Origin of the sequence: Micromonospora sp. BRA006-A, assembly GCF_033433935.1 — a bacterium.
Lineage (GTDB): Bacteria > Actinomycetota > Actinomycetes > Mycobacteriales > Micromonosporaceae > Micromonospora > Micromonospora aurantiaca.
In genome coordinates this window covers 3,967,942-3,990,207 of sequence record NZ_JANCLW010000001.1, presented here as the reverse complement: position 1 = coordinate 3,990,207, position 22,266 = coordinate 3,967,942, and the positions used below count along the sequence as shown (strand labels likewise).

The following is a 22,266-nucleotide window of genomic DNA, read 5'->3' as shown; positions in this document are numbered from 1 at the left end:
GTACCACCACCGTCGAAGAAGAGGTCCGATGGGATGACGGGTAACCGTCCGGTCCTGACCATGACCGGCATCAGCAAGACCTTCCCCGGGGTCCGCGCGCTGCACGACGTCGACTTCCGGCTGTTCCCGGGCGAGGTCCACGCCCTGATGGGCGAGAACGGCGCCGGCAAGTCCACCCTGATCAAGGTGTTGACCGGCGTCTACGGGACCGACGCGGGCGTCGTCACGCTCGACGGCGACCAGGTCTCGTTCTCCGGTCCGATGCAGGCCGCCGCGGCCGGTGTCAGCACCGTGTACCAGGAGGTCAACCTCTGCACCAACCTGTCGGTGGCGGAGAACGTCTTCATCGGCCGGGAGCCCCGCCGGTTCGGCGCGGTGCGCTGGGGCGAGATGCGCCGCCGTGCCCGCGACCTGCTGGCCCGGCTCGACCTCGACCTCGACGTCTCCGCGCCGCTCGGCTCGTACTCGCTCGCGGTGCAGCAGATGGTCGCCATCGCCCGGGCGATCGACGTGCGGGCCCGGGTGCTGATCCTGGACGAGCCGACGTCCAGCCTGGACGCCGGCGAGGTCGCGCAGCTGTTCCGGATCATGCGGCAACTGCGCGACGAGGGGATCGCGATCCTGTTCGTCACCCACTTCCTCGACCAGGTCTACGGCATCGCCGACCGGATCACGGTGCTGCGCAACGGCCGGCTCGTGGGGGAGTACCGCACCGAGGAACTGCCGCAGTTCAGCCTGGTCGAGAAGATGATCGGGCAGGAGCTGGACGTGCTGGAGCGGCTCGACGAGCAGCAGAAGCGCGCCTCTGTCGACGCCGGCGGTGCGGCCCCGCTCGTGGACGCCGGCGGTGCGGCCCCGCTCGTGGACGCCACCGAGCTGGGCCGGCGCGGCGCGGTCGCCCCGTTCAGCCTGCGCATCCACGCCGGTGAGGTGGTCGGCCTGGCCGGCCTGCTCGGCTCCGGCCGGACCGAGGTGGCGCGGCTGATCTTCGGCGCGGACCGGGCCGACCACGGCCAGGTCCGGCTCGACGGTGGCCGGGCGCCGGTCCGCAACCCGATCCAGGCCATCGGCCAGGGCGTCGGGTTCTGCTCGGAGAACCGCCGGGCCGAGGGCATCGTCCCGGAACTCACCGTCCGGGAGAACATGATCCTGGCGATGCAGGCCGCGCGCGGCTGGCTGCGCCCGATCCCGCGCCGCCGCCAGGACGAGCTGGTCCGCCGGTACGTCGAGGCGCTGAGCATCCGCCCGGCCAACCCGGAGCTGCCGGTGCGCAACCTCTCCGGCGGCAACCAGCAGAAGGTGCTGCTGGCCCGCTGGCTGATCACCGAGCCGCGCCTGCTGATCCTGGACGAGCCGACCCGCGGCATCGACGTCGGCGCCAAGGCCGAGATCCAGAAGCTGGTGGTGCAGCTCTCCGACGGCGGCATGGCGGTGCTGTTCATCTCCGCCGAGCTGGAGGAGGTGCTGCGCCTGAGCCACCGGGTCGCGGTGATGCGCGACCGGGAGATGGTCGCCCAGCTCGACAACGACGACACGCTCGACGCCGACCGCGTCATGCGCACCATCGCCAGTGGAACGTCCCGGGAGGAGGTGACCCCATGACCGCCGTCGCCGACCGCCTCCGCCCGCTGACCGGCCACCGCCTGTTCTGGCCGGCGCTCGTGCTCGTGGTCATGATCGCCGCGAACACCGTCTACCGTCCCGGCTTCCTCGCCGTCGAGGTCAAGAACGGCCACCTGTACGGCACGCCGATCGACATCCTCCGGCTGAGCGCGCCGCTGATCCTGGTCGCGCTCGGGATGACGCTCGTCATCGCCACCGGCGGCATCGACCTGTCGGTCGGCTCGCTCTGCGCGATCAGCGGCGCGATCGCCTGCCTGCACATCAGCGGGGCGGCCGACCAGAACAGCCCGGCCACGGTGGCCACCGCGCTCGCACTGGCCTTCGGCGCCGCGCTCGTGCTCGGCGCCTGGAACGGGATACTCGTCGCGGTCATCGGCATCCAGCCGATCATCGCCACGCTGATCCTCATGGTGGCCGGGCGGGGCATCGCCCAGCTCGTCACCGAGGGCCAGATCATCACGATCAACTCCGGGCCGTACCGGGCGATCGGGCTCGGGCACTTCCTGACGCTGCCGCTGGCCATCCTGATCGCGCTCGCCGCCGCGCTGCTCGTGGCCGCATTCACCCGCCGTACCGCGCTCGGCCTGATCGTCGAGTCGGTCGGCGGTAACGCCGAGGCCAGCCGGCTCGCCGGCATCCGGTCGCGGCGCATCGTCTTCCTCGTCTACGTGATCAGCGCCGCCTGTGCCGCGCTCGCCGGTTTCATGGTCACCGCGAACGTCTCCAGCGCCGACGGCAACGCCGCCGGCCTGTGGATCGAGCTGGACGCGATTCTGGCCGTCGTCATCGGCGGCACGTCGCTGGCCGGTGGCCGGTTCTCCCTCGGGGGCACCGTGCTCGGCGCGCTGATCATCCAGACCCTGACCACCACCGTGTACGCGATGAACATCTCGCCGCAGACGTCGCTGCTGTTCAAGGCGGTCGTCGTCATCGCCGTCTGCCTCGTGCAGGCCCCGGCGTTCCGGGCCCGGCTGCGCCGGCGACGGCGCGGGGCCGAACCCGGCCCGGCGGCACCGCAGCGGGAGAAGGAGCAGGTGCCGGCATGAGCAGCACGTCGTTGACCACCGGCCGGTCCTGGCGGCCCAGCCTGCCCCGGCGGCACGTCCCGGTGCTGGCCACGCTCGCCCTGCTGCTGGTCATGTACGGCATCGGCGTGTCCCAGTACCGCGCCTTCTCCAACGTCCAGGTCGTCTTCAACGTCTTCATCGACAACGGCTTCCTGCTCGTCGTCGCGGTGGGCATGACGTTCGTGATCCTCACCGGCGGCATCGACCTGTCCGTCGGCTCGGTGGTGGCGATGACCGCGATGGTGTCGGCCGCGCTGCTGCGTGACGGCCTGCCCGCCGCCCTGGTGCTGGTGATCGCGCTGCTGATCGGCCCGACGCTCGGTTTCCTGATGGGCTGCGCGATCCACTTCTTCGAGATCCAGCCGTTCATCGTGACACTCGCCGGGATGTTCTTCGCCCGGGGCATGTGCACGTTCATCAGCGACGCCTCCATCTCCATCACCGACGGTTTCTGGACCTCGATGTCGCAGCAGCGCATCGGCGACCCGGCCGGCAACTTCGTGTCGATCAGCGTGCTGATCGCGTTCGCGGTGGTGCTGATCGCGGCGTACGTGCTGGCGTACACCCGGTTCGGCCGCAACGTGTACGCGGTCGGCGGCAACGCGCAGTCGGCGCTGCTGATGGGCCTGCCGGTGGCGCGGACCCGGATCGCCGTCTACACGATCAGCGGGCTCTGCTCGGCGATCGGCGGCATCCTGCTGTCGTTCTACACGCTGTCCGGCGCGCCGCTGATCGCCGTCGGGATGGAGCTGGACGTGATCGCCGCCGTGGTGATCGGCGGCACCGTGCTCACCGGTGGCTCCGGATACGTCTTCGGCACCGTGCTCGGCGTGCTGGTGCTGGGCGTGATCCAGACGCTGATCACGTTCGACGGCAGCCTCAACTCCTGGTGGACGAAGATCGTGATCGGCGGCCTGCTGTTCGCGTTCATCCTCCTCCAGCGCCTCATCGGCATCCGGTTCAAGTGACGGTTCCTAGCGCGGAAGGCAACAACATGGCAACTCACCCCCAGCCCGAGGTCTGGTTCCTCACCGGCAGCCAGGGCCTCTACGGCGAGGACACCCTGCGGCAGGTCGCCGAGCAGTCCCGGCTGATCGCCGCGCGCCTGGACGAGTCGCCGGACATCCCCGTACGCGTGGTCTGGAAGCCGGTCCTCACCTCCAGCGCGGACATCCTCGCCGCCTGCCGGGACGCGGCCACGCAGGGCGCAGTCGGGGTGATCGCCTGGATGCACACGTTCTCACCGGCCAAGATGTGGATCTCCGGGCTGGACGCGCTGCGCACGCCGCTGCTGCACCTGCACACGCAGGCCAACGTGGCGCTGCCGTGGGACGAGATCGACATGGACTTCATGAACCTCAACCAGGCCGCGCACGGCGACCGGGAGTTCGGGTTCATCCAGACCCGGCTCGGGGTGGCCCGCAAGACCGTCGCCGGGCACGTCACCGACCCGCGCGTCGTCGGGCGGGTCGCGGCCTGGGCCCGCGCCGCGATCGGCTGGTCGGCGGTGCGGACGCTGCGGCTGGCCCGCTTCGGCGACAACATGCGCGACGTCGCGGTCACCGAGGGCGACAAGGTCGAGGCGGAGCTGCGCTTCGGCGTCTCGGTGAACACCTACGGCGTCAACGACCTGGTCGCGGCCGTCGACCAGGTGGCGGACGCGCAGGTGGACGACCTGGTCAAGGAGTACGACGACACCTTCCGGGTGGCGCCGGAGCTGCGGCCCGGCGGGGACCGGCACGACTCGCTGCGGTACGCGGCACGTCAGGAGCTGGGCCTGCGCGCGTTCCTGGAGGCCGGCGGATTCCGGGCGTTCACCACGAACTTCGAGGACCTCGGCGGGCTGCGCCAGCTTCCCGGGATCGCGGTGCAGCGCCTGATGGCCGACGGCTACGGCTTCGGCGGTGAGGGGGACTGGAAGACCTCGGTGCTGGTGCACACGCTCAAGGCGATGGCCGTGGGCGTGCCGGGCGGCACCTCGTTCATGGAGGACTACACCTACGACCTGACGTTCGGCCAGGAGCTGATCCTCGGCGCGCACATGCTGGAGGTGTGCCCGAGTATCGCCGCCGACGTGCCGAGCGCGGAGGTGCACCCGCTGAGCATCGGCGGGCGGGAGGACCCGGTCCGGCTGGTCTTCGACGCCGCGCCCGGCCCGGCTGTCGTGCTGGGCATGGCGGACATGGGGGAGCGGTTCCGGCTGGTCGCCAACGCGGTGGACGTGGTGCCGCCGCCGCACCCGCTGCGCCGCCTGCCGGTGGCGCGCGCGGTGTGGCGTCCGCAGCCCGACCTGGCCGGCTCGGCGGAGGCGTGGATCACCGCGGGCGCGCCGCACCACACCGTGCTGTCCCAGGCCGTCGGCGTGGAGGAGCTGCGCGACCTGGCCGCGATGGCCCGGACCGAGCTGGTGGTCATCGACGCCGAGACCCGTCCGCACCGCTTCGCCGACGAGCTGCGCTGGAACCAGGCGTACTACCGGCTCGCCCGGGGCTTCTGAGCCCTCGCCGGCCGATCGTGCCGGCCCGCGCGGCGGTGCCCCGCGTTACGGCTTGACGAACGACATGTTATCGCTCACAGTCGATGGATAGGGTCACCGGCACCGCTCGCGGGCCGTTCCGGGCGCGATCTGCGCCGCAGTTGCCAGGGATCCGGCTCCCGCCTGGGTGGGCATCGCTGTTAGCGATAACGCCGACGTCGTCGGCGCGTGCCGCCGTGCCCGGGCACAAGGTCGACGAAGGAGGATCATGGTGACGGCTCGACTGTCCCGTGGACGTGGACGCCTGTCCCGGCTGCTGGCCGGGGTGGTGGCGCTGCTTGTCGGCGGCGTGGTGGTGGGCGCCGTGCCCGCGCCCGTCTCCGCGGCCACCGTGGACACCAGCGCGTACTACGTGCTGGTGAACCGCAACAGCGGCAAGGCGCTGGACCTGTACAACCAGGCGACGAACGACGGGGCGCGGATCACCCAGTGGACGCGCAACGACGGTGCCTGGCAGCAGTGGCAGTTCGTGGACTCCGGCGGCGGCTACTACCGGCTGCGGTCCCGGCACTCCGGCAAGGTGCTGGACGTGACCGGCGCGTCCACCGCCAACGGCGCGGCGGTGGTCCAGTGGACCGACCACGGCGGCACCAACCAGCAGTTCCGGCTGGCCGACTCCGACGGCGGGTACGTCCGGCTGATCAACCGGAACTCGAACAAGGTGATGGAGGTGCAGAACGCCTCCACCACCGACGGCGGCAACATCGTCCAGTACGACGACTGGAACGGCGCGAACCAGCAGTGGCAGCTCGTCCGCGTCGGCGACAACCCCGGCAACCCGGGCGGCAGCTTCACCAACCCGGCCGTCTGGCAGGACTTCGCCGACGTCGACATCATCCGGGTCGGCGACGTCTACTACATGTCCGCCTCCACCATGCACTACTCGCCGGGCGCGCCGGTGCTGCGCTCCTGGGATCTGGTGAACTGGGAGTTCGCCGGGCACTCGGTGCCGCGGCTGGAGTTCGGCACCAAGTACGACCTGAGCGCCGGCGAGCAGGCGTACGTGGACGGCATCTGGGCGTCGACGCTGAACTACCGGCCGAGCAACCGCACGTTCTACTGGGCCGGGTGCATCGACTTCGCGCAGACCCACATCTACACCGCCGCGGCCGTGGACGGTGCGTGGAGCCGTCTGACCACCATCCCCAACTGCTACTACGACGCCGGCCTGCTGATCGACGACAACGACACCATGTACGTCGCGTACGGCAACGGCACGATCAGCGTGGCCCAGCTCTCCGCCGACGGGCGCAGTCAGGTCCGGGCCCAGCAGGTCTACCAGACGCCGTCGAGCATCGGCACGCTGGAGGGCGCGCGCTTCTACAAGCGCAACGGCGCGTACTACATCTGGCTGACCCGCCCGGCCAACGGCCAGTACGTGCTGAAGTCCACGAACGGCCCGTTCGGCCCGTACGAGCAGCGGCAGGTGCTGCTCAACCTGCCCGGCCCGATCTCCGGTGGCGGCGTGCCGCACCAGGGCGGGCTGGTGCAGACGCAGACCGGCGCCTGGTACTACATGGCGTTCACCGACGCGTACCCGGGCGGCCGGATGCCGACGCTGGCGCCGATCACCTGGACCTCCGACGGCTGGCCGCAGGTGCAGACCGTCAACGGCGCCTGGGGCGCGAGCTACCCCAACCCGCTGCCGACCCGCCCGGTCAAGCCGCTCACCGGCACCGACACGTTCTCCGGCACCACGCTCGGCCCGCAGTACGAGTGGAACCACAACCCGGACAACAGCAGGTGGTCGGTGAACAACGGCCTGCGGTTGCAGACCGCCACCGTCACGAACGACCTGTACCGGGCCCGCAACACGCTCACCCACCGCATCCAGGGGCCGACCTCGACCGGCACGATCGAGCTGGACTACTCGACCATGCGCGACGGTGACCGGGCCGGCCTGGCGATGCTGCGGGACAGCTCGGCCTGGATCGGCGTACGGCGGGACAACGGCGCGACCCGCGTGGTGATGACGAACGGCCTGACCATGGGCTCGAACTGGAACACCACGAGCACCGGTACGGAGATCGCCGGTGCGGCGGTGTCCGGCGGGCGGATCTGGCTGCGGGCGAACGCCGACATCCGGCCCGGCTCGGGGCGGCAGGCGCGGTTCTCCTACAGCACCGACGGGGTGAACTTCGTGTCGCTCGGTAACGCGCTGACGCTCAACAACGCGTGGCAGTTCTTCATGGGCTACCGGTTCGGCTTCTTCAACTACGCCACCCAATCCCTCGGCGGCGCGGTGACGGTGCGGCAGTTCTCGCTGACGACACCGTGACAACGGTCACCATTCGCGGTCGTTGACACATCTTCGATAACCCGGGGTGCGGCTCCGGCAATCGCCGGAAATGCCGCACCCCGGGCGCAATTCCACCCGCTCCGAGCTGCCTGTTCGTGCCACTGCGTAACGGAAGGGAATGAGTCGCCCGTCGATTCCCCGATATCGCCGCGCCACGGCGGGAACGGGCGATCGACGGTGCCGATACCGATGGGAACGCTGGCGTAGACTGTCGCCACCCGGGACGGTCCGGTCGAGATCGACCGGGTGTGGCCGCGGGCAGTGGCGAAAGTGAGGTGGCCGTGCGCGGTCCTGCGATGACGGACGTGGCCCGCCTCGCCGGGGTGTCGCACCAGACGGTCTCCCGGGTTCTCAACGGGCATCCCAACGTGCGTGAGCAGACCCGGTTGCGGGTGCAGGCCGCCATCACCGAACTCGGCTACCGGCCCAACCGCGCGGCCCGCGCGCTGGTGACCGGCCGGTCCCAGGTGATCGGCGTGGTCGCGCAGAACACCACGCTCTACGGCCCGGCGTCGCTGCTCGCGGCGCTGGAGCAGACCGCCGCCGAGGCCGGCTTCGCGGTGAGCGTCGGTAGCGTCCGCGACCTCGACCACCGCTCCATCTCGGCCGCCGTGGAACGGCACCTGGCGCACCGGGTCGCCGGCATCGTGGTGATCGCGCCGGTCGAGTCCGCCGGGGAGGCGCTGGAACGGCTGCCCCAGGACGTGCCGCTGGTGACCGTCGACGGCGACCCGCGTCGGCCGATCCCGCTGGTGACTGTCGACCAGGTCGCCGGCGCCCGGGCCGCCACCGAGCACCTCCTGGCCGCCGGGCACCGCACGGTGTGGCACGTGTCCGGGCCGTCGGACTGGTTCGACAGCGCCGGCCGGATCGAGGGATGGCGCGAGGCGCTGCGGCAGGCCGGCGCCGAGATCCCGCCGCTGGTCCACGCCGACTGGTCGGCGGCGGCGGGCTACCGGTGCGGGCAGATGCTGGCCCGGATGCCGGAGGTCACCGCCGTCTTCACCGCCAACGACCACCTCGCGCTGGGCGTGCTGCGGGCGCTGCACGAGCACGGCCGCCGCGTCCCCGACGACATCAGCGTGGTCGGGTTCGACGACGTGCCCGAGGCGGCGTACTTCATCCCGCCGCTGACCACCGTCCGGCCGGACTTCGGCGCTGTCGCCGCGGCGAGCCTGGACCTGCTCCTGGCGCAGATCGAGTCGCAGACCGTCGGGCCGCTGCGGCAGACGATCGCGCCGACGCTGGTGCCGCGCCGCAGCGTCGGCCCGCCGCCCGCCCGCTGAGACGGGCACGGCCCGCTCACCCGTGGCCGGCCCCGCCGTGCGGCCCGGTCGTCAGTGGTCCGTGCGGTGAGCGCGTGCCCGGCGCGCGAGCAGCAACACGATTCCGGCGACCACGAGCAGCCCGGCGACCGCCCCACCCGCAAGCAGCGCGACCGGCGGGCCGTCGTCGCCGGACCGCGCGCCCGAGGCGTCCGGCTCGCTCGCGGCGTCCGCGCCGGCCGCCGCGGACGCCGCCGCCGACGCGGGAGCCGCTGATGACGGGGCAGCCGACGACGCGGCAGCCGACGGTGCGGGCGCGGCCGGGTCGGCCACGGTGAAGCGGTACGACCCCTGGACCGGGTGGCCGTCGCGGGACACCACCCGGTACGCGACCGTGTAGGTGCCGTTGCCCAGCGGCTCGTCGATCGTCACGGTGCCGGTGGCACCGTTCACCGCCGGTGCGGAGGTGGGAACCTTGCGCTGACCGGTGTCGCTGACCGTGATCGTGGTGAAGGAGGGGTTCAGTCCCTGCATGAACCGCAGCGTGACCTGCGTCGGCGCGGCGGTGAGCCGGGCGTCGCGCGCCGGCGTGGCCTCCTGGAGCGAGTTGTGCGCCGCCGCGGGCGTTGCCGGGGCCAGCAGCAGGGCGGTGAGGGCCGCGGCGAGCAGCACGGTGACGGAACGGGTACGCATGGCGCGCCTTCCTGTGGTGGTCAGCCGAGCAGTTGCCGGCCGATCCAGCCGCCCTCGGGGCAGCCGGGCGGTACGGCGAACACGGCGGAGCCGATCGGGGTGGTCCACTCGTTGAGCAGGTCGCGCTCGGCGAGCCGGCGTTGGATGGGCAGGAACTGACCGGCGATGTCGGCCTGGTACGAGGCGAAGACGAGCCCGCTGTCCGCGTCGCCCTCGGGCGTCGGCACGCCGTCGTAGTTGTACGGCCGGCGCAGGATCCTCTGCCGGTCGTCGGTGACGTGGGCGCGGGTCAGGTGCGAGAAGTCGGGGATGACGGTGAGCCCGTCCGGGCCGAGCGCGGCGAAGTCCGGCTCGTCGTGTTCGGCCCGGCCGGTCAGCGGCGCGCCGGTGTCGAGGCGCCGCCCGACGGCGAGTTCCCGGTCGGCGCGGCCCAGCAGGTCCCAGGTCTCCAGGTTCATGCTGATCCGCCGTACGACGAGCGTGGTCGAGTCCCGCAGCCAGTCCGGTCCGTCGGTCACCCACACCGCGGTGTCCGCCGGCGTGCCGGGCTTCGGGTTGGCGGTGCCGTCCAGTTGCCCGAACAGGTTGCGCTGGGTACGCCCCGGCTCGGCGCCGGCGGCCCGGCGGAAGCCCTGCTGCACCCAGCGGACGACGGCGAACGGTCGGTTGTCCTTGACCAGAACCCGCTGGGCGTGGGCGACGGTGAGCGGGTCGTCGGCGCAGATCTGCAGCAGCAGATCCCCGCCGGACCAGCGGGGTTGCAGCCGGTCGATGCCGAACGCGGGCAGCTCGGCCACCGAGGCGGGCCGCCGGTCGTCGAGCCCGGCGGCGGCGTAGAGCCCGGGACCGAAGCCGAACGTGACTGTCAGCCGGGCCGGCAGGACGCTCAGTTCCGGTTCGGTGTCGGCCAGCGCCGGGCGGCCCTGGGTGAGCCGGGCCGCGTCGTCGGAGAGCAGCCGCAGCATCCGCCCGAGCGCCGCCCGGTCGGTGCCGGGGCGCAGCGTGAACGCGACGAACGCCGCGTGTGCCTGCGGGTCGGTGGTGACCCCGGACTGCCGGACGCCGTGGAACGGCTCGACCGCGTCGCCCACCTGGGCCACCGGGACGGCGTTGCCGGGGCGTACCCCCGGGCTGCCGGAACGGACGGCGGTGAGGGCGCCGGCGCCGGCCAGCGCGCCCCCGGCGGCCACCGCGCCGCCGGTGAGCAGGCCACGCCGGCTGACCCGGCGGGCCGTGGCGGGACTGTCGCTCATGACGCCGGGCTCATGCTCATCTCCGGCATCGGGGTCTCACCGTGACCGGGTGCGTAGGACTCCTGGGCGCCGGTGAACGGCTTCGCCACCGCGGTGAACGTCTGGGTCCGGCCGTCGGCGAAGGTGAGCGTGAAGGTCAGTTCGTCGCCGGCCTTGACCGGCTCGGCGAGGTTCATCAGCATCAGGTGGTCGCCGCCGGGCTCCAGCGTCGTGCTGGAGCGTGCCTTGATCACGATGCCGCCCTCCTTGGCCTGCATGACCATCTTCCCGTCCTTCATGGTCATCTCGTGCAGTTCCATGGGAGAGACCTCGGTGGCCGCCTTGGTGATCGTGACGTCGGTGTCGCCGTCGTTGGCGAGCGTGGCGAACGCGGCGGTCATGCCCTTGTCGGCGGCCTTCACCCAGGGGTCGCGGACGGTGAGCACGCCCGCCGCCGCGCTCGCCGGAGCCGAGGCCGAGGCCGAAGCGGAGGGCGACGTGGCGGGGGACGGCGTGTCCGAGGACCCGCAGGCGGTGACCGACGCGGCGAGCACGGCGGTGCCGATCAGGGCCGCCTGGCGCAGGAAGCGGCGGCTGGTGGTGCTGGGCATGACGTCGTCCCCTCGAAGATCCGGTGTTCGTACCGTTTGTCGGCGCGGGATGCCGGATAGTTCCGGCCGGCGTGGTCGATCACGTCACACCCGGTCCGGTGGACCGGCGCCGACCGGGCATCGGTGGTGTGGCCGGAAGGCATAATGGTTCCGGGTGTCACGTGGCGCGCCGGGTGCGGCCGCGGCCGGCCGAGGGTGCCGGGCGGGCGCCCGGACGAGGGAGGCGACGGTGACCCAGGTGACGACCGGGGCGACCCGCAACACCCGCCAGCGCGCCGAGGTGCTGGCGCTGCTGCGGGAGCTGGACGGCTTCCACAGCGCGCAGCAGCTGCACCAGATGCTCGTCCAGCGGCAGGCGAAGGTCGGCCTCACCACGGTGTACCGGACGCTGCAGATGCTCGTCGACAACGGCGAGATCGACTCGGCGCGGCTACCCGGCGGCGAGCACCTCTACCGGCGGTGCAGCCAGAGCCGCCATCACCACCACCTGGTCTGCCGCCGCTGCGGCCGGGCCGTGGAGGTGGCCGGCCCGGCCGTGGAGCGGTGGGCCGACCAGGTCGCCGCGCAGCACGGCTTCACCGACGTCGGGCACACCCTGGAGATCTTCGGCACCTGCGACCGCTGCGCCGGCTGAGCGGTGCCGCGGGCGGGCGGTGGCCCGCCCGCCCGCGCGTCCCGGTCAGCAGTTGCGCAGCGTGGGGGACTGGTTGAGCAGCTGGCCCCGGCTGGAGGTGAACCGGCGGTACGCCTCGGAGCCGGCCGCGCCGGGGCGGAAGGCTGCCACCCGGTGGCAGTTCTGGAACGCCAGCGTCACCCCGAAGTGCCGTTCCAGACCGGCGCGGATCGCGTCGCTGGCCATCGCGCGCAGCAGTTGCCCGCGCTCGGCGTCGCCCGGCGGCGGCACCACGTTGTCGGCGAACTCGGCGTCGGACGCGGCCAGGTCGGCGGCCACCCGGCTGACCGTCTCCCACGCGTACGGCAGGGAGTCGCGGACGCAGGCGACGAACTCCTCCTCGTTCACGGGACCGGTCTCGGCGGCGTGCAGCAGGGCGGGCGGAACGGTGAGCGACATGGGTCCTCCGTCATCGCTAACGAATACGGTTTCCATTACCGATTGAGCACACCATGCGACGGACGGCCCGTCAACTACCGGCGCACGCGAAACGGCGGGCGGACCCGAAGGCCCGCCCGCCGTCCGGCGGTGCGACGTGTCAGCGCAGACGCGCCTCGATCGCCTCGATGACGCGGGGCCGCAGCTCGGCGGCGCGAACCACCGCGTCGACCGAACCGACCTCGACCGCGCGCTGGATGCTGTGCACCCGGTCGAACTCGGCGGCCACCTCGCCCAGCTTCTCCGCCCGCACCGACGCGCGCAGCTCGTCCAGCTCGGCCGTGAGGGTCGCCCGCTCGGTGCCGGCCGCGGCGGCGACCTTCGCCTCCAGGTCGCGTACCCGCGCGTCGGCGGCCGTGCGGGCGGCGACCTCGCCGGCGAACACCACGGCGGCGGCGGGCGCGCCACCGAGCACCGAGGCGAACGACCCCTCGATCGCCAGCACCGTCATGTCCGGGTTGAGCGCCTTGGAGAAGACCACGAACGCACCGCCGTGGTAGCGCGAGATCACGCAGAACACGATCGGGCCGCGGAAGTTGACGATCGCCCGGCCGATCTCCGCGCCGTACTCCAGTTGCAGCTTGCGCATCGACTCGGGCGAGCCGTCGAAGCCGGACAGGTTGGCGAGCACGACAAGCGGCCGGTTGCCGCTGGCCGCGTTGATCGCCCGCGCGGCCTTCTTCGACGAGCGCGGGAACAGCGTGCCGGCGGTGTACGTGTCCGGGCCGTCGGTGGGCGGGAAGCCGTGCCGGGGCACCGACCGGGACTCGATGCCCAGCAGGCACACCGGGATGCCGCCGAGATGCACGTCCTGCACCACAGCGGTCTCCGCGTCGGCCATGCCGGCCCACCGCTCCAGCACCGGGTGGTCCTGGTCCGCGAGGGCCCGCATCACGGTACGGATGTCGAACGGCTTCTTACGGTCCGGGTTCGCGGTGGCGGAGAAGATCTCGCCCACCGTGGCGAAGTCGCTGCCGGCCACCGCGTGCGGGTAGCCGCAGATGTCCCGGTCCACCGGGTCCATCGTGACCGCCCGGCGCGGGGCGTGCTCGCCCGGCGCGACGTACGTGTGGTCGTAGTGCGCCATCAGCACGTCCCGCGCGGCCGGCAGGTCCGGCGCCCAGTACTGCGCCTGGCCGTTCGGGCCCATCACCCGGTCGTAGCCGCCGATGCCGAAGTTGTCCTCGGCGGATACGCCGCCGGAGAAGTCGAGCGACTGCTTGCCGGTGAGCACCATCGCCGATTCCGGCGTCATGACCAGAACACCCTTGGTGTGCATGAGCATCGTCGCCTCGGCGTTCCAGTACGGCTGCGCGCCGACATTGATGCCCGCCACCACGATGTTGATCTCACCACCGTCCTGGGTGAACTCCACGATGCGCTTGAGCGCCGCGGCCACCCAGTCCATGTTCTCGGTGCCGGAGGTCATCGAGATCCGGGCGCCGGCGGACAACGCGTACCACTCCAGCGGCACGCCCATCTGCTGCGCCAGGTCCAGCGCGGCGATCACCCGCCGGCACTCCGGCTCGGACAGCGCGCCGAGCGACTTGGTCGGGTCGCCGAGCAGCACCACCCGGGTCACGCCCTGCGGGTGCCGCGGGGTCGGCGTGGTGACCACGCCGGCCACGATCGCCGCCGTGTTGCGGCCCTTCGGCCGGTCCACCGGCACGAGCCGGTGGTGCGCGTCCAGGTCGTGCTCGACGAAGTCGCCCAGCAGGCCGGTCAGCTCGTACGGGTAGACCGTGTTGCGCCCGGCCGCGCGCAGCACCTTCAGCCGGTAGTCGTCGAGCGGCTCGACCGGCTCGGCCGGCGGCTCGCCCACCGTCAGCTGCGCGTGCCCTGTCACGTCGAACGTGATCCGCACGCCGACCTTCGTCAGCTCGCCGGTACGCCGGTCGCGCTGCCGGGCGATGAACAGGATCTCCTCCAGCTCGGCGCCCACTGTGGTCGGGCGTACCCGGCCGGCGATCAGCTCCATCTCCTCGCGGGTCAGCTCGCTCGGCGGCCACACGTAGACGACGATCCGGTTGGTCGGGAACCGTGACTTCGACGGCCGCCGCGACTGCGCCCGGCGGATCGAGTCGATGCAGGCCGCCACCGTGTCCTCGGTGGTCGGCAGCGCCACCAGGCGGCCGTCCTGCTCCCGCAGCCCGGTCAGGTCACGCACCTGCGCGAACGCCACCAGCCGCTGGTCGGACGGGTTCTGCCGGGCGACCGCCTGGAACAGGTACACCTCCTCGTCCAGCGACGGCAGCCGGGTCAGGTCGAACTCGCGCAGCCGTTCCAGCTGCATCCGCTGCGCGATGTACGGGTGCAGGCCCCGGATCAGGCGCTCCTCGGCCATCCCGCCGCCCTGCGCCGGACGGAACGTGACGTGGTGGTGCATCACCGCGCCGGCGCGCCCGGCGACAGTGGTGGTGAGGCGGCGCACCTGCTGCGGCAGCGGGTGCGCGTTCACCACCTCCAGCAGGGCGGTGGCGGTGGCGTCCAGGTCCTCCGGCTGGTTCTCCCAGGCCAGGTAGACGTCCGCGTCGACGGCCTCGCAGTCCCGGGCCACCTCGGCCAGGCCGCGCAGCGCGTCGCCGAGCGCGTCGAACCGGACGGCGGCCGAGACCACGCTCGACCTGTTGCGCCCGGCCACCACGAACGTGCAGCCGCCGGCGGTGCGGGTGCTGACCTCGGTGAGCGCCTTGTTGCCGTAGTAGCGGCGGGTCAGCACCTCCAGCATGGCCGCGTTGTCCACGTCGTTGCGGACCAGGCGCTGGCCCAGCAGCCGGACCAGCGGCTCGGTGCTGCGCACCATCTCGGCGATCCGCTCGGCGCGGTCCGGCGCGTCCGGCTGCGCGTCGAGGTGCCGCAGGTGGGTGCGGACCTGGGCGTAGACCCGGGCCCGGTTGCGGCGCAGCAGCGGCTGGGCGAACCAGGCGAACACCACGCCCCGGGCCAGGTCGGCGACCACCGGGAAGCGGACCTGGGTGGCCGCGACGAGCCGCTCCAGCGCGAGGCCGGCCGGCTCGCGCAGCGCCTCGTCCGGCGGCGGCTCGCGCAGCCAGGAACGCAGCAGCGCGGCGATCACCGTGGCGTCGGCGGCGGCCCGCTGCTGGGCCAGGAAGATCCGGAAGACCGCGGCCTCCAGTTCGGGGGAGCGGTCCAGCTCGGTGACGCCGTAGTGGGCGAGCGCCTTGGCCAGGCGGGCCCGGAACGAGTCCGGCGAACCGGCCCGCTCGACGTCGAGGCTCTGCAGGTAGGTGTGGAAGTACTCGCGGGCGCTGTGCACGTGCCCGCCCGGCCCGTCGTCGCCGCCGGGCCGGTTACGGCTCAGCTCGGCCAGGTCGGCGAAGACGTTCACCAGTTCCAGTTCCTCGGCCAGCGGCCGGTGCCCGGCCTCGGCGGCCGCCCGGCGCGCGTCCAGGTAGTCGTCGAGCACCCGCCGCTCGTCGTGCGGGTCCACGTCGTAGCCGAGAAGCAGCGCGCACAGGTCCTCCTGGCCGCGTTCGGCCCGGGACCGCGCCGGCACGTCGGCGGGCGCCGTGGGCAGGTCCAGCTCGACCGCCGGTCCGGCCGGGCCGGCGGCCGCCTCGGTGCCCTCCTCCGCGATCGGCTCCAGGCGCAGCAGCGGCGCACCGGCCTCGACCTGGGTGCCGACCGCCACAGACGACTCCTTGAGGCGGGCCCGGAACGGCGCCCGAAGCACCGTCTCCATCTTCATCGCCTCCAGCACCAGCACCGGTGCGCCGGCCTCGACCTCCGCGCCGACCTGAAGCGGCGTGGCGACCACCAGCGCCGGCATGGGGGAGCGCAGCACGCCGCCCTCGTCGCGGCTGATCCGGTGCGTCACGCCGTCCACCTCGACCAGGTGGACCGGGCCGTGGGTGTCGGTGAGCAGACGGAACCGGGCGCCGTTGACGGCGATCTGGCCGGTGTGCCGGTCGAAGCGGTCCAGCTCGACGTCGGCGGTGCGCACGTCGCCACCGGCCTCGACACCGACCCGGAACCGGTGCGCGCCGACCCGGGCCACCCGCATCCGGTAGGTCACACCGCGCAGCTTCAGGTCCAGCGGCCGGCCGCTGCGGTGCTGCACCTGCGGGCGTCCGCCGGCCGCGGTGGACAGCAGCCGCTGCCGCTCGGCGGTCTCGTCCTCCTCGTACGCCTCGATCGCGGCGGCGGCCAGCGCCACGGCGGAGTGCCGGTGCGCGACCAGGCGACCCTCGCCGCGTACCCGGTCGATCCAGCCGGTGTCCGCGCTGGCGTCGATCACCTCGGGCTGGTCGAGCAGGTCGAGCACGAAGCTCTTGTTCGTGGCGCCGCCGGCGATGACCACAGTGGTGTTCGCCATCGCCCGGCGCAGGCGGCCCAGCGCCTCGTCCCGGTCCCGGCCGTACGCGATGATCTTCGCGATCATGGAGTCGAAGTCGGCCGGGATGGTGTCGCCCTCGCTCACCCCGGTGTCGACCCGGATACCCGGCCCGGCGGGCAGGTCCAGCCGTGTGATCCGGCCGGGGGAGGGCGCGAAGTCGCGGTCCGGGTCCTCGGCGTTGAGCCGCGCCTCGATCGCGTGCCCGCGCTCGACCGGCGGCTCACCGTTCAGCCGCCCGCCACCGGCCACGTGCAGCTGCGCCTTGACCAGGTCGAACCCGGTGGTGGACTCGGTGATCGGGTGCTCGACCTGCAGGCGCGTGTTGACCTCCAGGAACGCGAACAGCCGGTCGCCCGGGTGGTAGAGGAACTCGACGGTGGCCGCGCCCCGGTAGCCGACCGCGACCGCCAGACGCTCCGCCGACGTCTTCAGCTCCGCGGTCTGCTCGGGGCTCAGCACCGGCGACGCGGACTCCTCGATCACCTTCTGGTTGCGCCGCTGCACCGAGCAGTCCCGGACGCCGAGCGCCCACGCGGTGCCCTGACCGTCGGCGATCACCTGGACCTCGACGTGCCGGGCGCCGGTGACGAGGCGCTCCAGGAACACCACGCCGCTGCCGAACGCCCGCGCCGCCTCCTGGCTGGTGCGCTCGTAGGCGTCGGCCAGCTCGGCGTCGCTGCGGATCACCCGGATGCCGCGCCCGCCGCCACCGGCCGTGGCCTTGAGCATCAGCGGGTAGCCGATCGAGGCCGCCGCACGCAGTGCGTCGTCCAGGCTCTCCACCGCGCCGCGGCTCCACGGCGCGACCGGCACGCCGACCTCCTCGGCGATCAGCTTCGCGCCGATCTTGTCGCCGAGCTTGCGCATGGCGTCCGGGCTCGGCCCGACGAACGTCACGCCGATCTTCTCGCACAGCTCGGCGAACGCCGGATCCTCGGCCACGAAACCCCAGCCCACCCATGCGGCGTCCGCGCCGGTCTCGACCAGCGCGCGCTCCAGGGTCTTCAGGTCGAGGTACGGGCGGGCGGACGCGGGGCCCAGGTCGTAGGCGACGTCCGCCTCGCGGACGAAGGTGGCGGTACGGTCGACGTCGGTGTACAGCGCGACGGTCTCGATCCGGCTGCCGGTCTCCGCGGCCAGTTCCCGGACCGCGTGGATGAGCCGCATCGCGGCCTCACCACGGTTGACGATGGCGACACGGGTGAACACGTGACCGTCCCCTTCGGTTGACCCACTCCTGCGCGCCGGGCGCGGCGATGCCCCCGGCTCGCCTCACCTTTCCGGCTGGGCGCGGGCGGCGCCATGTCGTAACGGCCGAACCCTGAGCGGGGACCGTTGTAGGAACCGAACAAAAGTTTTTAGCCAGCCACTCACTACCAGCGGGTACGCGATACGGCGCCGGACCCGTGCGGGGTCCGGCGCCGTGACGTGCCTGCGGTGCGGGCTCAGCCCGGGATGTCCCGGGGGTCGCGCTCGCGGGGGTACGTGTTCTTCTCGCCGATCGTGCCATCCTGCTTCTTGATCACGTGCTCGGCGCCGCGCTCGGCCGCCAACTCCCGGCCGGCCGCCTCGGCCTCCGCCTTGGTGTCGTGGCGGCTGCTCGCGCGCTCGTTGCCCTCCGGGCGGTTCTTCCACTGCCCGTCCTGCTGGTAGGTGTCGATGTCGCCCTTCGCCATGCCGTCAGCTCCCTCGTTCGCGTGTCCGATGACAAATGTCTGCCCATGCGAGGGGAGTGCTAATCCTGACCGCGCGGGACGACCCGGGCCGGGCGGGGGAGGGGGCCCCCGCCCGGCCCGGTGGTTCACGCCGCGGCGTGCAGGCCCTGCCAGGCGCCGTACCCGCCGAGCAGGTCGGACACGTCGGCGTGCCCGGCGTTGCGCAGCAGGCTGGCGGCGACGGAGGAGCGGTAGCCGCCGGCGCAGTGCACGACGACCGGCCGGTCCCCCGGCACCTCGTCGAGGCGCCGCGTCAGCTCGGCGAGGGGGATGTGCAGGGAGCCCTGGACGGCACCCTGCTCGCGCTCACCGGCGTTGCGGACGTCGAGCACCACCGGCGCGTCCGGACCGTCGAGGGCCGCGCGCAGCTCGGTGGCGGTGACCCGGCTGGCCCGGGTCATCTCGGCGACCATCTCCAGGAAGGCGCCCTCGGGCTCGCGCAGGTAGCCGATCACCCGGTCGAAGCCGATCCGGGCGAGACGGACGACGATCTCCTCCTCCCGGTCCTGCGGGGCCACCACCAGCACCGGCCGGTCGGGCGCGACGACACTGCCGGCGGTCTCGGCGAACCGGCCGTCGGCCGGGACGTTGAGCGCGCCGCGCAGGTGCCCGGTCGCGTACTCCTGCGGGTCGCGGGCGTCGACCACGACGGCGCCGTCGGCCCGGGCGGCCAGGAACTCGGCCGGGGTGAGCGGGCGGGCCGGCCGGGCGTGGTCGAACAGCTCGCGCGCCTTGCGGTTGAGCACCGCGTCGAAGGCGAAGTAGCCGGGCGCGGCCGGCTGCCCGCCGGTGACCAGGGCGAGGAAGCGCTCCTCGCTCATCGGGGCGCAGGCGTAGTTGGTGCGGCGCTGCTCGCCGATGGTGGACTGCCGTTCGGTGGACAGGTTCTTGCCGCAGGCCGAGCCGGCGCCGTGGGCGGGGAAGACGCGCACCTCGTCGGGCAGGCCCATCAGCCTGTGCTGCACGCTGTCGTAGAGCATGCGGCCGAGTTCCTCGGCGGTCACGCCGAACGAGGCGAGCAGATCGGGGCGGCCCACGTCGCCGATGAACAGCGCGTCGCCGGTCAGCACGCCGTACGGGACCGGGTCGTCGGCGCGCTCGTAGACCAGGATGCTGATCGACTCCGGCGTGTGGCCCGGGGTCTCCATGATCTCCAGGGTCACGTCGCCGAGGCTGATCCGTTCGCCGTCGCTGAGCTTGCGGCTCGGGTACTCGGTCTCGGCCCGGCTTCCGTAGCCGATCCACGCGCCGGTCGCGGCGGCCACCTCGAGGTGCCCGGCGAGGAAGTCGGCGTGGAAGTGGGTGTTGACGACGCCCTCGACCGTCAGGCCGTGCGCCTTCGCGTCGGTGAGGTACTCGTCGATGTCCCGGCGCGGGTCGACGAGCACGGCGCGGCCGGTGCGGTCGTCGGCGATCAGGTACGAGGCCTGGGACAGGCAGTCGAGGTAGTACTGGGTGAACAACATCGGCCGTGCTCCTTCTCCTGGTGATGAGGGTCTGCTCAGGCCACGTGGCCCGGCCTGCCGCCCTTGGCTCGTACCGCCAGCCCGGCGTTCGTCCACGCCCGCATGCCGCCGGTCAGGTCGTGTACCTCGTAGCCCGCCGCGGCGAGCAGCTTGGCCGCCCGCCGTGACCGCGCGCCGGACCGGCAGACGGTCACCACGGGCCGGTCCGCCGGCACCTCGGACAGCCGGTCCGCGAGCTGGCCGAGCGGGATGTGCCGGGCGCCGGGGGCGTGCCCGGCCCGCCACTCGGCGGGTTCCCGGACGTCGAGCAGCAGCGCGCCCGCGCCGGACAGCGCCGCCGCCTCCGCCGGGGTGACCCGGGCGACGCGGGGGCCGAGCAGGCGGCGGAGGAAGCCGGTGCGTGGAGCGGCAGCCGTCTCCGGAAGGCCGGTCACGGCCGGCTGCCCGCGGTGACCGGGCGGCCCGAGCGCACCCAGGCCGAGGTGCCGCCGGTCACCGACAGGGCGGTGATGCCGGCGCGTTCGAGCAGCTCGGCGCCGACCCGGCTGCGTCCGCCGGCCTCGCAGATCACGTAGACGGGGCCGGTGCGGGGCACCTGCGTCATCTGGGCGGGCAGATGACCCAGTGGCACACAACGGGCACCGGGGACGTGGCCGCCGAGGTACTCGGCGGTCTCCCGGACGTCGATGACCGTCGCCCCGCCGGCGTGGGCGGTGGCGAACGTGGTCAGGTCGACCTCGCGCATGGGCGTTCTCCTTCCGGATCGGCTATACCCCCTGGGGTATCGGCTCGACGGTAGCGCGACGGTCGGCCGTCCGCCACCCCCCTGCTCGTCCGGTTGTGTTCGTTTGCCGGAACGGCAAGGTTCCTTGCTGTCCGGTGAGGTGCGGCGCACGATGGCGGTGCCCGGGCGGGAGACGCCCGGCGGCGAGGAGGCGGACATGACGGGGCACCACCACGAGCACCCGGCGGCGGACACCGACCCGGCCCGGTTCTGGGACGAGCGGTACGGCCAGCGGGACCGGATCTGGAGCGGCCGGGTCAACCCGGTCCTGGCCGAGGTGGCCGGCACCCTGCCCCCGGGCACCGTGCTCGACCTGGGCAGCGGTGAGGGCGGCGACGCGGTGTGGCTGGCGTCGCAGGGCTGGCGGGTCACCGCCGTGGACATCTCGTCCGTCGCGCTGGACCGCCTCGCCGTGGAGGCCGAACGGGCCGGGGTGGCGGAGCGGATCACCACCGTCCGGCACGACCTCACCCAGGGCTTCCCGCCCGGCCGGTACGACCTGGTGTCCGCGCAGTTCTTCCAGTCGCCTCTGGTCCTGCCCCGGGAGACGGTGCTGCCCCCGGCGGCCGAGGCGGTCGCGCCCGGCGGCCGGCTGCTCGTCGTCGAGCATGGCGCGCCGCCGCCCTGGGCCGGGCCTGACGCCGGCCACCACCGGTTCGCCGAACCGGAGGAGATCCTGGTCGCGATGAACCTCGACCCGGGCGGCTGGGACACCGAGCGGCTGGGCGCGGCACGCCGTACCGCCACCGGGCCGGACGGCCGGACCGGCGAGCTGATCGACCACGTGGTGCTGGTGCGGCGCCGCTGACCGCGCGGCGGGATGGGAGTGCCACCATCCTCTTGTTGCACTATGTTGGCAACAGCAATGCTATGGCAACAAAGTGGAGGATCGATGGCGCTCTACACCCTGCCCGACATGCCCTACGACTACGGCGCCCTGGAGCCCGCCATGTCCGGCGAGATCCTGGAACTGCACCACAGCAAGCACCACGCGGCGTACGTCAAGGGCGCCAACGACGGTCTGGAGCAGCTCGCGGAGGCGCGTGAGAGGGGTGACTTCGGCCGGCTGGTCGGGCTGGAGAAGACGTTCGCGTTCAACCTGTCCGGGCACGTGCTGCACACGATCTTCTGGGGGAACCTGTCGCCGGACGGCGGTGACCGTCCGGACGGCGAGCTGGCCGCGGCGATCGACGAGCACTTCGGCTCGTTCGACGCGTTCGCCGGCCAGCTGTCGGCGGCCACGAAGAGCGTGCAGGGCTCCGGGTGGGGCGTGCTCGCCTGGGAGCCGCTGGGGCAGCGGCTGATCGTCGAGCAGGTCTACGACCACCACGGCAACGTCGGCCAGGGCACCACGCCGCTGCTGGTCTTCGACGCCTGGGAGCACGCCTACTACCTGCAGTACCGCAACGTGCGCCCGGACTACGTGGACCGCCTGTGGAACCTGGTGAACTGGTCGGACGTGATCGCACGCTTCGACGCCGCCCGCGCCGCGACGCCGAAGATCTGA

The 22,266-nt window shown here is 72.7% G+C and carries 18 protein-coding genes; 9 read left to right on the top strand and 9 right to left on the bottom strand.

Annotated features, from left to right (window positions below):
* The first annotated feature begins 33 nt into the window (after positions 1–33).
* From NMK34_RS18205 to NMK34_RS18180, 6 genes are all read left to right on the top strand, one after another.
* Positions 34–1,602 (top strand): sugar ABC transporter ATP-binding protein, encoded by a 1,569-nt coding sequence (locus NMK34_RS18205; RefSeq protein ID WP_318334435.1) that lies wholly within the window; start codon positions 34–36, stop codon positions 1,600–1,602.
* Entirely contained in the window at positions 1,599–2,669 is a 1,071-nt protein-coding gene (locus tag NMK34_RS18200) for an ABC transporter permease (RefSeq protein WP_194799093.1), read from the top strand. Before NMK34_RS18205 ends, NMK34_RS18200 begins: the two co-directional genes overlap by 4 nt.
* Positions 2,666–3,658, top strand: a complete 993-nt coding sequence (gene yjfF / locus NMK34_RS18195) for a galactofuranose ABC transporter, permease protein YjfF (protein WP_013286824.1) — start codon at positions 2,666–2,668, stop codon at positions 3,656–3,658. Before NMK34_RS18200 ends, yjfF begins: the two co-directional genes overlap by 4 nt.
* A 26-nt stretch (positions 3,659–3,684) precedes the next feature.
* Entirely contained in the window at positions 3,685–5,187 is a 1,503-nt protein-coding gene (araA, locus tag NMK34_RS18190) for an L-arabinose isomerase (RefSeq protein ID WP_318334434.1), read from the top strand.
* A 247-nt stretch (positions 5,188–5,434) separates the two neighbouring features.
* The gene (locus NMK34_RS18185) at positions 5,435–7,504 is read left to right on the top strand and encodes an RICIN domain-containing protein (protein WP_318334433.1); all 2,070 of its coding nucleotides are present in this window, start codon (positions 5,435–5,437) and stop codon (positions 7,502–7,504) included.
* 317 nt (positions 7,505–7,821) lie between these two features.
* A complete protein-coding gene (locus NMK34_RS18180; protein ID WP_209310301.1) occupies positions 7,822–8,811 on the top strand; it encodes a LacI family DNA-binding transcriptional regulator in 990 nt (329 codons plus the stop codon).
* A gap of 51 nt (positions 8,812–8,862) precedes the next feature.
* Here the strand turns inward: NMK34_RS18180 and NMK34_RS18175 are convergent, their stop codons facing one another.
* The 3 genes from NMK34_RS18175 to NMK34_RS18165 are packed head-to-tail and all read right to left on the bottom strand — an operon-like array spanning position 8,863 to position 11,326.
* Positions 8,863–9,483 carry a copper resistance protein CopC gene (locus NMK34_RS18175; RefSeq protein WP_318334432.1) on the bottom strand — a complete coding sequence of 207 codons (621 nt, stop codon included), beginning with the start codon at positions 9,481–9,483 and terminating at the stop codon, positions 8,863–8,865.
* 20 nt (positions 9,484–9,503) lie between these two features.
* On the bottom strand, positions 9,504–10,736 hold the full coding sequence (locus NMK34_RS18170; RefSeq protein WP_318334431.1) for a Dyp-type peroxidase: 1,233 nt from the start codon (positions 10,734–10,736) through the stop codon (positions 9,504–9,506).
* The gene (locus NMK34_RS18165) at positions 10,733–11,326 is read right to left on the bottom strand and encodes a copper chaperone PCu(A)C (protein WP_318334430.1); all 594 of its coding nucleotides are present in this window, start codon (positions 11,324–11,326) and stop codon (positions 10,733–10,735) included. Before NMK34_RS18165 ends, NMK34_RS18170 begins: the two co-directional genes overlap by 4 nt.
* Positions 11,327–11,555: 229 nt before the next feature.
* Here NMK34_RS18165 and NMK34_RS18160 point away from each other — a divergent pair, with 229 nt between their 5' ends.
* Positions 11,556–11,960 (top strand): transcriptional repressor, encoded by a 405-nt coding sequence (locus tag NMK34_RS18160; RefSeq protein WP_318334429.1) that lies wholly within the window; start codon positions 11,556–11,558, stop codon positions 11,958–11,960.
* A gap of 45 nt (positions 11,961–12,005) precedes the next feature.
* Here NMK34_RS18160 and NMK34_RS18155 read toward each other — a convergent pair whose 3' ends face one another.
* The 6 genes from NMK34_RS18155 to NMK34_RS18130 all read right to left on the bottom strand — a co-directional run bounded on the left by NMK34_RS18155 (position 12,006) and on the right by NMK34_RS18130 (position 20,720).
* Positions 12,006–12,398 (bottom strand): SCO5389 family protein, encoded by a 393-nt coding sequence (locus NMK34_RS18155; protein ID WP_318334428.1) that lies wholly within the window; start codon positions 12,396–12,398, stop codon positions 12,006–12,008.
* 139 nt (positions 12,399–12,537) lie between these two features.
* Positions 12,538–18,003 carry a carboxyl transferase domain-containing protein gene (locus NMK34_RS18150; RefSeq protein ID WP_318334427.1) on the bottom strand — a complete coding sequence of 1,822 codons (5,466 nt, stop codon included), beginning with the start codon at positions 18,001–18,003 and terminating at the stop codon, positions 12,538–12,540.
* A 236-nt stretch (positions 18,004–18,239) separates the two neighbouring features.
* Positions 18,240–18,470 carry a DUF2188 domain-containing protein gene (locus tag NMK34_RS18145; protein WP_318334426.1) on the bottom strand — a complete coding sequence of 77 codons (231 nt, stop codon included), beginning with the start codon at positions 18,468–18,470 and terminating at the stop codon, positions 18,240–18,242.
* A 125-nt stretch (positions 18,471–18,595) separates the two neighbouring features.
* Positions 18,596–19,975, bottom strand: a complete 1,380-nt coding sequence (locus NMK34_RS18140) for an MBL fold metallo-hydrolase (protein WP_318334425.1) — start codon at positions 19,973–19,975, stop codon at positions 18,596–18,598.
* 35 nt (positions 19,976–20,010) lie between these two features.
* Entirely contained in the window at positions 20,011–20,355 is a 345-nt protein-coding gene (locus NMK34_RS18135) for a rhodanese-like domain-containing protein (protein ID WP_318336373.1), read from the bottom strand.
* A 50-nt stretch (positions 20,356–20,405) separates the two neighbouring features.
* Positions 20,406–20,720, bottom strand: a complete 315-nt coding sequence (locus tag NMK34_RS18130) for a rhodanese-like domain-containing protein (protein WP_318334424.1) — start codon at positions 20,718–20,720, stop codon at positions 20,406–20,408.
* A 151-nt stretch (positions 20,721–20,871) separates the two neighbouring features.
* Here NMK34_RS18130 and NMK34_RS18125 point away from each other — a divergent pair, with 151 nt between their 5' ends.
* The gene (locus tag NMK34_RS18125; protein WP_318334423.1) at positions 20,872–21,567 is read left to right on the top strand and encodes a class I SAM-dependent methyltransferase; all 696 of its coding nucleotides are present in this window, start codon (positions 20,872–20,874) and stop codon (positions 21,565–21,567) included.
* An 84-nt stretch (positions 21,568–21,651) separates the two neighbouring features.
* Entirely contained in the window at positions 21,652–22,266 is a 615-nt protein-coding gene (locus tag NMK34_RS18120; protein WP_318334422.1) for a superoxide dismutase, read from the top strand.

Excerpts from the sequence above, each read along its gene's own strand:
- NMK34_RS18205 (WP_318334435.1), top strand. The coding sequence starts at position 34 with ATGACGGGTAACCGTCCGGTCCTGACCATGACCGGCATCAGCAAGACC.
- NMK34_RS18200 (WP_194799093.1), top strand. The coding sequence starts at position 1,599 with ATGACCGCCGTCGCCGACCGCCTCCGCCCGCTGACCGGCCACCGCCTG.
- yjfF (WP_013286824.1), top strand. The coding sequence starts at position 2,666 with ATGAGCAGCACGTCGTTGACCACCGGCCGGTCCTGGCGGCCCAGCCTG.
- araA (WP_318334434.1), top strand. The coding sequence starts at position 3,685 with ATGGCAACTCACCCCCAGCCCGAGGTCTGGTTCCTCACCGGCAGCCAG.
- NMK34_RS18185 (WP_318334433.1), top strand. The coding sequence starts at position 5,435 with ATGGTGACGGCTCGACTGTCCCGTGGACGTGGACGCCTGTCCCGGCTG.
- NMK34_RS18180 (WP_209310301.1), top strand. The coding sequence starts at position 7,822 with ATGACGGACGTGGCCCGCCTCGCCGGGGTGTCGCACCAGACGGTCTCC.
- NMK34_RS18175 (WP_318334432.1), bottom strand. The coding sequence starts at position 9,483 with ATGCGTACCCGTTCCGTCACCGTGCTGCTCGCCGCGGCCCTCACCGCC.
- NMK34_RS18170 (WP_318334431.1), bottom strand. The coding sequence starts at position 10,736 with ATGAGCGACAGTCCCGCCACGGCCCGCCGGGTCAGCCGGCGTGGCCTG.
- NMK34_RS18165 (WP_318334430.1), bottom strand. The coding sequence starts at position 11,326 with ATGCCCAGCACCACCAGCCGCCGCTTCCTGCGCCAGGCGGCCCTGATC.
- NMK34_RS18155 (WP_318334428.1), bottom strand. The coding sequence starts at position 12,398 with ATGTCGCTCACCGTTCCGCCCGCCCTGCTGCACGCCGCCGAGACCGGT.
- NMK34_RS18145 (WP_318334426.1), bottom strand. The coding sequence starts at position 18,470 with ATGGCGAAGGGCGACATCGACACCTACCAGCAGGACGGGCAGTGGAAG.
- NMK34_RS18140 (WP_318334425.1), bottom strand. The coding sequence starts at position 19,975 with ATGTTGTTCACCCAGTACTACCTCGACTGCCTGTCCCAGGCCTCGTAC.
- NMK34_RS18130 (WP_318334424.1), bottom strand. The coding sequence starts at position 20,720 with ATGCGCGAGGTCGACCTGACCACGTTCGCCACCGCCCACGCCGGCGGG.
- NMK34_RS18125 (WP_318334423.1), top strand. The coding sequence starts at position 20,872 with ATGGCGGTGCCCGGGCGGGAGACGCCCGGCGGCGAGGAGGCGGACATG.
- NMK34_RS18120 (WP_318334422.1), top strand. The coding sequence starts at position 21,652 with ATGGCGCTCTACACCCTGCCCGACATGCCCTACGACTACGGCGCCCTG.